Below are 14,119 nucleotides of genomic sequence, written 5' to 3'. Positions count from 1 at the left end.
GCAATGCAAGCGTCGTCACAGGTGTTGTCGCGCCAATGGTCCATGTGGAAGTCGCTGGGGCAGGGGCCAGCCAACAGCGTCTGGTGCCGTGACGAACAAGGCGCCGGCAGACTGCTGCAGGAGTGTCTCCAGTTTTGTCCCAACGATCGAGCACGTCTCGAGACGCGACGTACCAGGTCGAACGCCACCAATCTCAAGCCCCACCGATTCATCTGCGGCGGCCCGCGCAATTTGCCAAAGATCGCGAGCGTAGCATTCACGCCTCGCTACAGACTGGCATGAGAGCGCGGCGGCGGCATCGGTGAATTAGCAACAAGCCGTCGTCCCGTAGGCTCCAAGGCCAAATGAGCTTTTGCTGCGTTCTCATCAAATAGACACAAGTGGAAACGGACAGGGGTATGTCCATAGTTCGCATAATATATATTATGGAACTTATTTGTATACGCAAGCGCGAGAAACCGGGCTTTTTTGAGCTGCCACAATACCAGCTGCGACGACGGCGTGGATAAGTCTGGGCGCTGATCGCGGCTCATTCCTGCGATTTTTCCTTGTGCGTGTTGAAATCTCGGCGCCTCATTCGTCGCGAAGGCATATTCCTTGTGGAGGACCTTCGGAATGGAACGGAACTATGGTTGGGTCATCGTCGCCGCCGGCGCGGTGATCACTTGTCTGGCGATGGGCGCCATGTTCGCCCTGCCTGTCTATTTGCAGCCAATCGCGGAAGAAACCGGCTGGACCCGAGCGGGCATTTCCGGCGCCATGACGGTGGGTTTCATCGTCATGGGCGTTGCCGGCTTTCTGTGGGGCACGCTGACCGACCGGATCGGTGCGCGTCCCGTGGTCCTGGTCGCGGCAGTCCTCTTGGGACTCGGTCTCTTTATTGCCAGTCGTGCCAATGATCTTCTGGTGTTTCAGTTTGCCTATGGCGGGCTGGTCGGCGCGTCCGGCGGCGCCTTCTTTGCGCCCTTGATCGCGACGACGCTCGGCTGGTTCGATAAGCATCGCAGCCTGGCGGTCTCACTTGTCTCGCTCGGCGGCGGTATTGCACCGATGACCATTACGCCGCTGGCGACTGTGTTGATCGCCAATTACGGCTGGCGCAATGCCATGATGATGACGGCGGTTGCCGCAGCGGCACTCATTATTCCGGCCGCTTTCCTGATCCGCCGTGCACCCGCGGTGATGGCCGAGGCGCCGTCGCCGGGCAGTGACATTGCACCGGCCGAACCTCAGCCGACCAATATGGCCGCCATTTTCCGCACGCCGCAATTCTTCATCCTGGCCGGCGTGTTTTTTCTCTGCTGTGCCGCCCATTCGGGCCCGATCTTTCACACGGTAAGCTATGCCATGCTCTGCGGCGCCTCGGCGCTGGCGGCGGCCAGCATCTATAGCGTGGAAGGTTTCGCGGGACTTTTTGGCCGCCTCATTTTCGGTGTCCTGGCTGACAGGATTGGCGTCAAGCGGGTTATCGTCGCTGGCCTGGCGCTGCAAGCCATTGGAATTTATAGCTATATCTATGTCAGCGAGTTGCCGCATTTTTATATGCTGGCCGTGGTGCTGGGGCTGGTCTATGGCGGCGTGATGCCGCTTTATTCGGTGCTGGCGCGCGACTATTTCGGTCCCAATGTCATGGGCACGGTGCTCGGCGGTATCACCATGACCTCGTCGATCGGCATGGCTTTTGGGCCCCTCGGCGGCGGCTGGCTGTTCGATACTTTTGGTGATTACCACTGGCTCTATGTGGCTTCGGCCGCTGTCGGGCTCGCCGCGGCCGCCTTGGCTTTGGCCTTCCCGCCGAAGACCACGAAGGAAACGCCGGCAGACGCGCTGCCGGCGTAAACGCGACGATCAGGCGGGGTTGGCGACGGCCGCTCCGCCATTGTCGTCATCGTCCTTGTTATTGGCATAGGCCGCGGACAATTGTCGATAATATCGCGAATTGAAGGCGAGGATGGTGACGGCGAGGCCGATAAACCCGGCGACGGTGAACACCAGGGCAATGCCGCGGGCCGGGCCGGTGCCGAACCAGGAACCGATGGACTGGGCCCCTGCCCCATCCGTCATGAATGGAATAACCACGAACTGCGTCAGCGGTCCGATGAGAAATGCCGTCAGCGGCGAGGCTGCCTGTTCGACCGATTGCGCAAAGCCGAAAACGCGGCCCTGGCGTTCGAGCGGCACCACCTTTTGGAGGGTCGTGTGCTCGGCAGCTTCGGCATAGGGGCCCAGCAGCATCCAGACGAAACACCCGACCGCCAGGAGCCAGATGGACGATTGCAGCGTGAAAACGCAGCACACGGACCAGGTGATGACATTGACCATCAGCAGCGTGCGCAGCGGATTTTTGCCGAGCCCGGTTTTGGCAATGATGATGCCGCTGGCGATGAACGCGGTCGAAAGAACGCCGAACAACAGGCCCCAGACTTCCACCGAGACCAGCGACAATCCATAGGCATCGAGCAGCGCCATGAAGATGCCGCCGAGGAAATTGTTGAACGTAGCGAAGAAGATAAGGGCAAAAAGGCCGGGAACGGCGGCGATGACGGCAATGGTGCCGGCGATGTCAACGCGCTTGGGTTCGGCGGGCACATCCGGATCGACGGGCGCCCTGCCCTCGTCCACCTTGACGAAGGATAGGTGCACGAAAGCGAGGACGGTCGCAGCCAGCGCGAGGATCATCACGCCCAGCATGCCGGTGAAGGCAACAAGGAAACCGGAGATGACAGAAGTGGTGAGGAAACCGATGCCACCCACCATGCCTACGAGGCCATTGGCCTTGTCGCGGCTGTCTTCGGGGATGAGGATGGTGACGAGCGTCGGCAGCGCTATGGAGCGGATATTGCCGGCAATGACCCCGAGCATCACGGTGAGGATGAAGAGCCAGAGATAGGGTCCGTATGGGTTTTCGAAAGCCCCGGCCGGTGCGGCCAGTACCATTGCGAGCCCGGCGACATAGCAAAGGCCCGAGGCCACGCTCGAGCCCAGCATGGCGAGCCTTTTCGAATTGTGATCGACGATCGAGCCGAACCAGAAGCCGAAGGCGGCGGTGAAGACGAGATAGATGCCGGCGATCATGCCGGTGGCGAAGACCGACTGGGTTTCGATGAAAACCCAAAAGGTTACGGCGAACCAGACGGTGTAATTCGTGACATTGGCCACGAGGTTATTCGCCAGAAGATGATGAAAGGGACGCATTGCTTAGTCCTCTGAAATTTCAGGTCATTTCGGCCGGGCGGAGCACTTTCCTCCCTAGGGGCCGTGGCGGCAAGTGGGAACGATCTAGCCTCATTCCGTGACAGGATGTGTCAGCGGATCGTTGCGCTAACAGACTGACGACGTTTGATGTTTCGCGATTTCGACAGGCCAATGCAAAAAGGGCCCCGGCATTGCCGGAGCCCTTTTGAGAAGGTAAGTGGTTGAATTGTTTAGGCGATCGGCGCCAGCAGCGCCTTGCCGTCCTTGTCGAAGAGAATTGCCTTGGCTGGCTCTGCGGCGAGGGCGAGACTTTCGCCGACGCGGAGGGCCTGATCGCCATCGAGGACGGCGAGCCAGGGGGCGCCGGAGGCCAGTTCAATATTGACAATCGTCTCATTGCCGAGCCGTTCGACAAGGCTGACGCGGCCGACAATGGCACCACTATTGGCGGGCAATAGGTCGTGCGGACGGATACCTAATGTTAGCAGACTGTTAACATCGACACCCTCCGTTCGCGCCGGAACGCGAAGACTTGCGACATCCTTGCTGGTGACCGTGATGCTGTCCGCATCGACGGCCTCAACGGTGACTTCAACGAAGTTCATTTTCGGCGAGCCGATGAAGCCGGCGACGAAGAGATTGGTCGGGCGCTGGTAGAGTTCGATCGGGCTGCCGACCTGCTGGACGACGCCGGCATCGAGCACGACGATCTTGTCGGCGAGGGTCATGGCTTCCACCTGATCGTGGGTGACGTAGACCATGGTGGCGCCGAGATCGGCGTGGAGCTTTGCGATCTCCATGCGGGTATCGACGCGGAGCGCGGCGTCGAGATTGGAGAGCGGTTCGTCGAAGAGGAAGACTTCGGGCTTGCGGACGATGGCGCGGCCGATGGCGACGCGCTGGCGCTGACCGCCGGAGAGCTGGCCGGGCTTGCGATCAAGCAGGTGTTCCATTTTGAGGATGCGCGCGGCTTCGCGGATTTTCTGATCGCGGACGTCTTTCGGCGTCTTGGCGAGTTTGAGGCCGAAGCCGACATTGTCGTAGACGGTCATATGCGGATAGAGCGCATAGGACTGGAAGACCATGGCGATGGAACGGTCGCGCGGCTCGACATCATTGCAGAGCTTGTCACCGATATAGAGTTCACCACCGGTGATGTCTTCAAGGCCCGCGATCATGCGCAGCAAGGTGGACTTGCCGCAGCCCGAGGGGCCGACGAAGACGACGAATTCGCCGTCTTTGATGGTCAGGTCCACACCCTTGATGACCTCGACCTTGCCGTAGGTCTTCTGGATATTCTTGAGTTCCAAACCGGCCATGGTCAGATCTCCCCGTTGAGAATTGTCATCGCCCTACCCCTTGACCGCGCCGGCCGTCATGCCGGCGACGATCTGCCGGTTGAAGAACATGAAGACGATGAGCGGCGGAATGGTGATGAGCAGGATATTGGTGAAAAGCAGGTTGTAGGCCGTGCTGAACTGGCTCTGGAAATTATAGAGCGTCAGCTGCACGGTCGCGTTCTGGTTGCCCGGCAGGTAGTAGAGCGGGTTGGTGAAGTCGTTAAAAATGCCGACCGACTGCACCACGATATTGGTCACCGTCACCGGCCAGAGGAGCGGCAGGATGATGCGGAAGAACACGTCCAAGGGCCGTGCCCCGTCGATCACGGCGGCCTCGTCCAGCTCACGCGGAATGGTGGCGATGAAGGCGCGGTACAAAATGATCGAGAACGGCAGATTATAGGCTACCTGGATCAGGATCATGCCGTGCAGCGTGCCGAAGAGTTTTAGACCTTGCAGCAGCCAGATCGTCGGCACCACAGCCGGGGGGATCATCAGTCCGGCGAGAATAAGAAACTCGATCAACCCGTTCCACTTCGTCTTGCGGCGGGCCAGGACGAAGCCAACCATGGCCGCGAGGACAATAAGAAGGGTGACGCTGACGACGGTGATCAGCGAGGAGTTGATGAAGGCCGTAATCATCATCCAGTTGCGGGTCTTGATCACCTCATAGAGGTTTTCAAAGAGATGGAACCCGTTGGGCCAGGAGAAGTCGCGCAGCGCGGACTGCTGCTTGTCCTTGAAGGCCATCAGGATGATGAACAGGAACGGGATCACGAAGACCACGAACGTTGCGGCGATGGCGGCAATGCCGCCGAAGAGGGAAGCGCGCGATCTCATTCGAAGCCCTGCTTGCGATTGAGGAACATGGTCAGCGGTACGACGAGTACGGCGATGAGGATGAAGAGCACCACATTGCCTGCCGTCGAGAGGCCATAAAAGCCCGCCTGATACTGCTTGTAGATCACCGAAGCGACGGTATCGGAGGCAAAGCCCGGCCCGCCCTTGGTCATGGCCCAGATCAGGTCGAAGGTGCGGAGACCGCCGATAAAGGAGAGAGTGATCACCGTGGCGGTCGCCGGACGGCTGAGCGGCAGGGTCACATAGAAGAAGTTCTGCAGCTTGGTCGCGCCATCGATGCGGGCGGCTTCGTAGTAATCCTTGGGGATGGCGACGAGACCGGCGATATAGATGACGGTGGCAAGGCCGACGCCCTTCCAGACGTCAACCAGAGCAACCGAGAACAGCGCCAGCTTGGGATCGACGAGCCAGCCCGGCCCCTTGATGCCGATCAACGCCAGTGACTGGTTGATCATGCCCAGGGTCGGATGCATCAGCACCGTAAAGGTCATGCCGACGCCGATGGTGGACACCAGCACGGGAAAGAAGATCACCGAGCGCAGATAGCCGCGCGCCATGATCTGGCTCGTCAGCATCACGGCCAGCATCATGCCGACCACAACCTTGAGGCCCGATGTGATCACGGCGTAGATCACCGTGTTGACGAGACCCTGGATAAGGAACGGCTCGCGGAAGAACTGCGCGAAATTGTCGAAGCCGATGAAGGTGGCATCGAACAGCGTCCAGCGCGTCAGGCTGAAATAGAGCGACGCAAGGGTCGGCGCCAGGAACAGCACGGAATAGACTACCGCAGCCGGTGCATAGAACCAGCCGGGGTAAAGGGACCTACGCTGTATTTTCAGCGCAGGAACAGCTGATGCTGTCATGGAGGAACCTCGCAATGCGCCGAGGCTCCGGAGGGGAAACCCTTCCGGAGCCTGAGCAGGGTCAGAGACGATTACCAGCCGGCAAGGCCGAGCTGCTGTGCCTGCTTGCGCACGTCTTCGTCGTAGAGCGCAGCGCCGTCAGCGGCCTGGCGGATGCCCGAGCCGACTTCGACGGTGATCTGCTCGAGCGCCGGGCCCTTGATGGGCGAGAGGAACTCGAGAGCCGGACCGTTATGGCCGCCTTCCTGGAAGTAGGGCAGCATGTCGGACACGGCAGGCGGCACGTCGGCAGGCAGGGTGCAGCCGTCGATCATGTATGGACCGGTGGCGCCGACAGCTTCGTTGCGGATATCGCAGCCTTCAGGCGAAGCGACGAAAGCAACGAATGCCTTGGCCAGATCCGGGCTGGTGGTCGACTTGGCAACGTAGATCGAGTCCGGCATCCAGGTGGTCAGGCCGTTGGTTTCGGCATTGTCGCCCGGCTGGGCGAAGAAGCCGACGTCAGCCAAGTGATCCGGCACGGTTTCGGCGATCGCGCCAATGCCGAAGGTCAGCATCGGATAGTGAGCGCCCTCGCCCGTGGCAACCATGCGCAGGCCATCGGGATAGGTGGCAGCGCCGAAGTCGGCGTTGAGATAGCCGCCGTCATAGACGGCCTGCAGCTTTTCAAAGCCACGGACTGCTGCCGGAGTGGTGGCGAACTTGGCTTCGCCCGCAGTGAACTTTTCGGCAAAGTCAGGCACTTCGGTGAGGACGTTGTAGAAGTCGGCCAGAACGAAGAGCTGGGAGGTCCAGGTTTCGCCATAGGTCTGGATGACGGCAGTCTTGCCGGCAGCCTTGATCTTTTCGTTGTTGGCCATGAACTCGTCCCAGGTCTTGGGAATTTCGAGGCCAAGCTCTTCATAGATCGGCTTGTTGTAGAAGATGCCGCCGCCCATGGCGGGAGCGAAAGGCGCGCCGTAGACTTCGCCGCCAGCGGAAACCACGGACTTGAAGCTGTCCTGGATCGCGGCCTGGAAGGGCTCGTTGGTCAGCGGCAGGAGGTTCTGCACCGGGTTGATCGCCTGGAAAAGCGAACCCGAATTGTAGAAGAACACATCGGCCATGGCGCCGGTCGCGAGGCGGGTCTTGACGATGTTGTCGCCTTCGCCGCCACCGGGGCGCACTTCGATGTCGATGGTGACATCGGGGTTCTGCTCGGTAAAGGCAGCCACCCATGCTTCAGCGACCGCAACCGACTGCGGGCCGTTATCGATGAGGAACGACAGATAGCCGGACTGCTGAGCGTTGACGGCATTTGCCGTCATCATCAGGCCGAGCAGGCTGGCGCCGGTCAGGGCGAAAAGTTTGGTCTTGGTCATAGTCTACCTCCCAAAGGCCCACACTTTGTGGGCATTAGTTAACTCAGAGACGCGCCTTACGGCGTGTTGGCGTTGACCAGCGACTTCTGGCGCTCCTCGCGCTTCGGTGCTGCATAGTTGAAGGTCACGACGTGCTTGCCGGACGAAAGAGCAGCGTCCTGGCCCGTGGCGATGGCCTGGCCATCGAGCGTCGCATCGCGATAGGCGGCCGCAAGACGAAGCACGCCGCGGCTCGCCGCCGGCACTTCGATCTCGTAGCGAACCGCTTCGCCGCTGATGGTCCAGGCGGCGCGGATCGTGCCGGCGGGGCTATCGTGCTCGGCATTGACCGGCGACAATTCGGGCAGGATCCGCGGTTCGAACACCACGGTCTTGAACGCCGGATCCTTCTCGTCGGGACGGAAGCCCGCAACACCTTCCAGCAGCCACTGGCAGACGGCGCCATAGGCATAGTGATTGTAGGAATTCATCTGCGGATTGTAGATCGAGCCATCTTCCTGGATCGCATCCCAGCGTTCCCAGATCGTCGTCGCGCCCATCTTCACCTGGTAGAGCCAGCCGGGAACTTCTTCCTGGAGGAAGACTTCGCTGGCGAGGGCCCATTCGCCGATCTTGATCAGCGCCGGCAGCAGCGCCGGGGTGCCGATAAAACCGGTACCGATGCGGCGATCGGCGCGGTCGATGGTGTTCTTGAAATAGCCCTTGGCCGCTTCGTATTTGTCGGCCGGGATCAGGTCGTGGACGATGGCCAGAGCGTAGGAGGTCTGGTCGTCATAAGCGAGACGGCCGGAAACCGTGATGAACTCGCTGGCAAAGGCGGTCTTTACCGCATCGGCCATCTTGCCGAGGCGCGCAGCACTCGCGGTGTCGCCGACAATAGTGGCGATCTCGGCAACCTGCTTGGCGGCGATGTGGAGATAGATCGTTGCGGCGGCATCGTCGCCGATGGTCGGCAGCGGCTTGGCGCTCGGGCCCTTGGGCTGCAGCCAATCGCCGAACGAGAAGCCACGGGCGCCCCATTCGCGCGGCGGCGACACGATCGGGCCATCGCTGATCGACCAGACGAAATCCACCCACTTGATCATGGACGGCAGCGTTTCCTTGAGGAACGCGGTGTCGCCATAGTGGAGATAAAGCTGCCACGGCACCTGATAAATGGCGTCGCCCCAGCCGGTCGAACCGTAGAAGCCGGGATAGAATTCGGGCTGCATGCGGGTCGGATCGGGGCAGACGTGCGGAACGGCGCCGTCTTCGCGCTGATCGACCATCAGGTCGCGCACCCACTTGTGGAAGAAGGTCTGCACATCGCCGAGATAGGCGGCCGTGCCGGCAAAAACCTGCGCATCGCCGGTCCAGCCCAGACGCTCGTCGCGCTGGGGGCAGTCGGTCGGCACTTCGATGAAGTTGCCGCGCTGGCTCCAGAGCGTGTTGAGGAAGAGGCGGTTCACCAGCTTATTGCCGGAGGTGAAGGTCGCCTTCTGCTCGGTCACCGAGCTGATCGGGAGCGACTTGATGTCGACGAGCTTTGCATCGCCGGTGATGGCGACGCGGGCGTAACGGAAACCCTGGAAGGTGAAGTGCGGACGATAGGTTTCGGTCCCCTGCCCCTTGAGGACATAGGTGATCGTTGCTTCCGCGGTGCGGTAATTGACGTTGTAGAAATTGCCGTCCTTATCGAGCACTTCGGCGTGCTCGATGACGACCGTGGCGCCGGCAGCGCCAGCAACCGAGATGGCGACATAGCCGCCAACGTTCTGGGCGAAGTCGAAAACAATACGGCCTTCGGCATCGGTCCAGGTCTTGACCGCGGTCAGCGCGTCGAGTTCGCGCACTGGGGTGGTTTCATGGGCGACGAGGCGCGCATGGTCGAAATCGATCGCGGCGGTCGCGCCAGACACAGTCGGGGCAATACGGGCGTCAAACGTCTCGCCGAAATAGATGCCGGACTTGCGGATCGGCAATTCGCCGCTTTCCCAGGAGGCGTCGGTGACGAGGATCGGATCGGCATCCCCTGCCCGGCCGCGCAGCTCAACCAGAGCGGCAATCTCGCTGCCCCAGGTGTTGTAGATCGGGTGCTTGCCCCACATCAGCTGCGAACGCAGCCAGCCATCGCCGAGCCAGATCTCGATACGGTTTTCACCGGCAACGAGCAGCGAGCCGACATCGTAGGTCTGGTAGCTCAAACGCGCGTCATAGGCCGTCCAGCCCGGCGTCAGCACATCGTTGCCGACACGCTTGCCATTGAGGAAGGCGACGTAGAGGCCGAGCGCGGTGATATCGAGGATTTCAGCGCCGGAGACTGTGTCGAGCGTGAAGGTCTTGGCAACGAAGCTCGCCGGGGTGCCGACACCTTTGTCAACGAGCGGACGGACCATCTTTGCAGTCCATGCGCGTGTGGAAGCTCGTGAGCTGGAAGCCAGCTCTGCCGTGGTTTCATTCAGCACGTGGTCGTCTCCTCAAGCCGCTTGGCGCGACTGTAAACTGTTCTACGTGTAGCGTTCTACATTTTTGCGAACTTCGCAATAGGCTTTTTTTGGATTAGGTGCGAAGAGTGAGGCGGAGGACGTCATGACCAATAAGAGCCCGGCGAGAACGCCGCGCATTACCATTCGCGAAGTTGCCAGCGATGCCGGGGTATCGGTGGCCGCAGTGTCGAAGGTTCTGCGCGATGCCTATGGCGTCAGCGACGCCCTGCGCGCCAAGGTGCAGGCGTCGATGGACAAGCTCAATTATCGCCCGCTGGCTTCAGCGCGTGGTTTGCGCGGGCGCACCTACACGCTGGGCCTCGTCTTTCCCGATCTGCGCAACCCGTTTTTCGCCGACATTTTTGCGGGCGTGAATTCGGCGCTGGAGCGCACGCGATATCAGGCCATGCAAGGGGTTAGCGTCTCGGCTTCATCTCTGGTTGAAGCAATGATCGACCGCCAGATGGATGGCCTGGTTCTGATTGGGCCCAATGAGACGAATGAGCGGCTGAACGACATTGCCGACCGCGTTCCACTGGTCGCCATCGGGCACCATGACCTTGAGGATGCCCGCTTCGACACGGTCAATAACGACGATCAGCTCGGGGGGCGGCTGGCCGTTCGGCACCTCTGCCAGAATGGCCACAAGAAGATCGCCATGCTCAGCCTCGCGGCGCCCGTTTCGACGGTGATCAATCAGCGCGAACTGGGCTATCGGCTGGAGCTGACCGAGCAGGGCCTGGGCGGCTCCATCAATATCGTCCGCGCGCCGCAGGTGCTGCGCGAGGTGCAGTTGATCCTCCGCCGCCTGCTCGAAGGCAAGGACCGGCCAGATGCCATCTTCTGCTGGACCGACCTCATGGCATTCGAAGCGATCAGCGTCGCGACCGAACTCGGCCTGTCGATCCCCGAGGACATTGCCATCGTTGGCTACGACAACACGGTCTTTTGTGAATTTTCGCAAAACCGGCTCACCAGCATTGATCAGTCCGGCGAAGTGCTAGGTTTGCAAGCAACGCGCCTGCTCATCGAGCGTATTGATGGCCGTTCTCATTCCGAACACTTCGTGGTTACACCGCGTGTAGTGGCGCGGGCCAGCTCGGCAAAGGTGAGCTAAGCGTCCGCGCTTAGCCGAAAACCGGCCAACACCGTTGACACGCAAGGGCTTTGCGCTATGGTCCGCGCCGCAAGGTTTGCCGGATTGCCTGTTTTTTCTTTTTTGCATCTTCTCTGCCCGGCAACGGGCCCGCGCAGAAAAACAAGTATCTGACGCTCCATTCGACATTGGGTCTAGGGCCACAGAACCAACGCACGGGCCTTGCATATGATTTCCGCGGTGCGCCGTACCGAACATTTCGGTTCGCACGGCCACCCGGACGACCCGCGAGTGGAATCTCTGACGTTGACCGACGATTTTTCTGGCCTTGGCCTTTCGAGCAAAGTTACCGACGCTGTTGCAGCGGCCGGCTATACGCGACCCACTGAAATCCAGTCGCAAGCCATTCCGCACCTTCTCCAGAAGAAGGACCTGATCGGCATCGCTCAGACCGGCACCGGCAAGACGGCATCCTTCGTGCTGCCCATGCTCACGCTACTTGAAGCCGGACGCGCCCGCGCCCGCATGCCCCGCACGCTCATTCTCGAACCGACGCGCGAACTCGCGGCGCAGGTTTCCGAGAATTTTGAAAAGTACGGCAAGAACCATCGCCTCTCGATGGCGCTGATCATCGGCGGCGTGTCCTTCGAAGATCAGAACAAGAAGCTCGATCGCGGCGTGGACGTGCTGATCGCCACCCCCGGCCGCCTGCTCGATCAATTCGATCGCGGCAAGATCCTGCTTACCGGCGTCGAAATCCTCGTCATCGACGAAGCCGACCGCATGCTCGACATGGGCTTTATCGACGACATCGAAAAAATCTGTTCGCGCCTGCCGCCGCGTCGCCAGACCATGCTGTTCTCGGCGACCATGGACCCGCAGATCGAGCGGCTGACCAAGCGTTTCCTCAAGGACCCGGTGCATGTGCAGGTCTCCCGCACGGCGTCTACGGCCGACACCATCGACCAGAAGCTGGTGAAAGTGTCCTCGCGCCCCGACCAGAAGCGCGCCATGCTGCGCGCCCGTGTCGATGCTGCCGAAGGCCTGACCAACGCGATTATCTTCTGCAATCGCAAGCGCGACGTGGCGACCCTCGCCCGCTCGCTGGAGCGCCATGGTTATAGCGCCGGGGGTCTGCATGGCGACATGGACCAGAAGAGCCGTACCGAAACGCTCGACGCTTTCAAGGGCGGCAATCTGAAATTGCTGGTCGCCAGCGACGTTGCCGCACGCGGTCTCGATATTCCCGCGGTGAGCCATGTGTTCAATTTTGACGTGCCGGTGCACGCCGAGGACTATGTGCACCGCATCGGCCGCACTGGCCGCGCCGGCCGCGCGGGTACCGCCTATACTTTCGTCGGCCCGGGCGACGAGAAGCATCTCGATGCTATTCTCAAGTTGATTCAAAAGCCGATCGAATGGCTCGACGTAGCGCCTGTTGCATCGAGCCAGAACGAAGAAGAAGAAGCGCCGGCGCGTTCGGCTCGTCCATCCCGTCGCAAGGCGGCGACCCGCACCAGCCAGACGGAAGTCTCCGATCCAGCGCCAGCGCCAGCGCCCGCGACGGTGCCCGAAAAGGCGCCGGCACGGAACTCCCGTCGGCGTCCGAAAGACGTTCCCGCTCCCGTTTCCAATGCCTTGACCGATTCGCCCTTTGGCGATGCGGGTCCTATTCCGGCCTTCTTGCTTCGGCCAACGCGCACTGCCGAACAGGAATCTGAGTAAAATACTGTCAGTTTTCGAAAAATTGTTGGTCGACACGGTGTGTTACCAGCCGTTATGACTTGTGGATGACTTTAAGGTAGAGTTCAGGGCCGGTGGTCGGCGTAACGGGGCGCGGGGTAGTCTGTGTCGGATCACGAATTTAAGCGAGCGCTGGGCTATGCCAATTCAGCGCTCGATCTTCTCAAGAAGAGCAGTATCCCGCCCTACCCGCAGTTCTATGAGCTGCTTTATACCTATGCGACCGGCGTCAACCCCACGTTGAACCACCGGATCAACGCCATTTTCGCGTCCGGTGAATCCCCTTCGGCAAGCCTTGCCGAAACGCTCTACAACGAATTCCTGAAGTCCGACGTGAACGACCGCATGTCGACCGTGTCCGAGCGCATGCAGGTGCGCATCGAGGCGGTCCATGTGGCCATCGACCACGCCATGACGACGGCCAATGCCTATTCGGGTTCGCTACAGTCGGCCCAAGGCGATCTTGAACGGGACATCGAACCGCAGGATCTCAAAGCTCTGGCGGCGCGCCTGTTGACCGAAACCCGTCGCATGCAGGATACGAACCGCCTGCTGGAGCAAAAGCTCGAGGCATCGCGCGACGACATTGCCGCCTTGCAGCGCGATCTCGACGACGTGCGCCGCGAGTCCCTGCTCGATCCGCTGACCAAGATTGCCAACCGCAAGAGCTTTGACGAGGGTCTGCGCACCGCCATTGCCGAAGCGCGGCAGACCGGCAATCCACTCTGCCTGATCCTGATGGATATCGACCATTTTAAGAGCTTTAACGACACCTATGGCCACCAGACCGGCGACCAGGTGCTGCGGCTTGTGGCCATGACCATCAAGTCCAATATCAAGGGCCGCGATCTGGCTGCGCGCTATGGCGGCGAGGAATTCGTCGCCATCCTGCCCAATACCGATCTCAAGGGCGCGACCATCGTTGCCGAGAACGTGCGCCAGGCCATTCATGGCAAGGAATTGCTCAAGCGTTCGACCAATGAGAAGCTGGGCCGCATCACCGCGTCCTTTGGCATCGCGGCCTTCCACGCTTCGGATACGGCTGGTTCGCTCATCGAGCGCGCGGATCGCTGCCTCTATGCGGCCAAGCATGCCGGCCGCAATCGCGTCCTGACCGAAGAGAGCCTTGCTGAAATCAACGGCGAAAACCGGGGCGGCGTCACCGCCGCCTAAGCGGCGCATCCCCCGCACC

10 protein-coding genes are annotated in these 14,119 nt (G+C 60.8%); 4 read left to right on the top strand and 6 right to left on the bottom strand.

Annotated elements, in window-relative coordinates; translation table 11 throughout:
• Window positions 1-615: 615 nt before the first annotated feature.
• On the top strand, window positions 616-1,839 hold the full coding sequence (locus tag ASD83_RS02875) for an MFS transporter (RefSeq protein WP_056307755.1): 1,224 nt from the start codon (window positions 616-618) through the stop codon (window positions 1,837-1,839).
• 9 nt (window positions 1,840-1,848) lie between these two features.
• Here the strand turns inward: ASD83_RS02875 and ASD83_RS02870 are convergent, their stop codons facing one another.
• From ASD83_RS02870 to ASD83_RS02845, 6 genes are all read right to left on the bottom strand, one after another.
• Window positions 1,849-3,195, bottom strand: coding sequence for an MFS transporter (locus tag ASD83_RS02870; RefSeq protein ID WP_056307753.1), 1,347 nt, complete (start codon window positions 3,193-3,195; stop codon window positions 1,849-1,851).
• A 230-nt stretch (window positions 3,196-3,425) separates the two neighbouring features.
• The gene (locus tag ASD83_RS02865) at window positions 3,426-4,514 is read right to left on the bottom strand and encodes an ABC transporter ATP-binding protein (protein ID WP_056307751.1); all 1,089 of its coding nucleotides are present in this window, start codon (window positions 4,512-4,514) and stop codon (window positions 3,426-3,428) included.
• Window positions 4,515-4,547: 33 nt separating this feature from the next.
• The gene (locus ASD83_RS02860; RefSeq protein ID WP_056307749.1) at window positions 4,548-5,375 is read right to left on the bottom strand and encodes a carbohydrate ABC transporter permease; all 828 of its coding nucleotides are present in this window, start codon (window positions 5,373-5,375) and stop codon (window positions 4,548-4,550) included.
• Window positions 5,372-6,262 carry a carbohydrate ABC transporter permease gene (locus ASD83_RS02855; RefSeq protein ID WP_056307747.1) on the bottom strand — a complete coding sequence of 297 codons (891 nt, stop codon included), beginning with the start codon at window positions 6,260-6,262 and terminating at the stop codon, window positions 5,372-5,374. Before ASD83_RS02855 ends, ASD83_RS02860 begins: the two co-directional genes overlap by 4 nt.
• A 71-nt stretch (window positions 6,263-6,333) precedes the next feature.
• Window positions 6,334-7,623 (bottom strand): ABC transporter substrate-binding protein, encoded by a 1,290-nt coding sequence (locus ASD83_RS02850; RefSeq protein ID WP_056307745.1) that lies wholly within the window; start codon window positions 7,621-7,623, stop codon window positions 6,334-6,336.
• A gap of 56 nt (window positions 7,624-7,679) precedes the next feature.
• Window positions 7,680-9,998, bottom strand: coding sequence for an alpha-L-rhamnosidase (locus ASD83_RS02845; RefSeq protein ID WP_056307743.1), 2,319 nt, complete (start codon window positions 9,996-9,998; stop codon window positions 7,680-7,682).
• A gap of 193 nt (window positions 9,999-10,191) precedes the next feature.
• Between ASD83_RS02845 and ASD83_RS02840 the strand changes: the two genes are divergently transcribed.
• The 3 genes from ASD83_RS02840 to ASD83_RS02830 all read left to right on the top strand — a co-directional run bounded on the left by ASD83_RS02840 (window position 10,192) and on the right by ASD83_RS02830 (window position 14,100).
• A complete protein-coding gene (locus ASD83_RS02840; RefSeq protein WP_056307741.1) occupies window positions 10,192-11,205 on the top strand; it encodes a LacI family DNA-binding transcriptional regulator in 1,014 nt (337 codons plus the stop codon).
• 285 nt (window positions 11,206-11,490) lie between these two features.
• Entirely contained in the window at window positions 11,491-12,909 is a 1,419-nt protein-coding gene (locus ASD83_RS02835; RefSeq protein ID WP_056309812.1) for a DEAD/DEAH box helicase, read from the top strand.
• A gap of 123 nt (window positions 12,910-13,032) precedes the next feature.
• On the top strand, window positions 13,033-14,100 hold the full coding sequence (locus ASD83_RS02830) for a GGDEF domain-containing protein (RefSeq protein WP_056307738.1): 1,068 nt from the start codon (window positions 13,033-13,035) through the stop codon (window positions 14,098-14,100).
• The last annotated feature ends 19 nt before the right edge of the window (window positions 14,101-14,119 follow it).

Source organism: Devosia sp. Root685 (assembly GCF_001427875.1).
Classification (GTDB): domain Bacteria; phylum Pseudomonadota; class Alphaproteobacteria; order Rhizobiales; family Devosiaceae; genus Devosia.
This window is presented reverse-complemented; position numbering and strand designations above follow the sequence as displayed.

Excerpts from the sequence above, each read along its gene's own strand:
- ASD83_RS02865 (WP_056307751.1), bottom strand. The coding sequence starts at position 4,514 with ATGGCCGGTTTGGAACTCAAGAATATCCAGAAGACCTACGGCAAGGTC.
- ASD83_RS02840 (WP_056307741.1), top strand. The coding sequence starts at position 10,192 with ATGACCAATAAGAGCCCGGCGAGAACGCCGCGCATTACCATTCGCGAA.
- ASD83_RS02870 (WP_056307753.1), bottom strand. The coding sequence starts at position 3,195 with ATGCGTCCCTTTCATCATCTTCTGGCGAATAACCTCGTGGCCAATGTC.
- ASD83_RS02855 (WP_056307747.1), bottom strand. The coding sequence starts at position 6,262 with ATGACAGCATCAGCTGTTCCTGCGCTGAAAATACAGCGTAGGTCCCTT.
- ASD83_RS02860 (WP_056307749.1), bottom strand. The coding sequence starts at position 5,375 with ATGAGATCGCGCGCTTCCCTCTTCGGCGGCATTGCCGCCATCGCCGCA.
- ASD83_RS02875 (WP_056307755.1), top strand. The coding sequence starts at position 616 with ATGGAACGGAACTATGGTTGGGTCATCGTCGCCGCCGGCGCGGTGATC.
- ASD83_RS02845 (WP_056307743.1), bottom strand. The coding sequence starts at position 9,998 with ATGGTCCGTCCGCTCGTTGACAAAGGTGTCGGCACCCCGGCGAGCTTC.
- ASD83_RS02850 (WP_056307745.1), bottom strand. The coding sequence starts at position 7,623 with ATGACCAAGACCAAACTTTTCGCCCTGACCGGCGCCAGCCTGCTCGGC.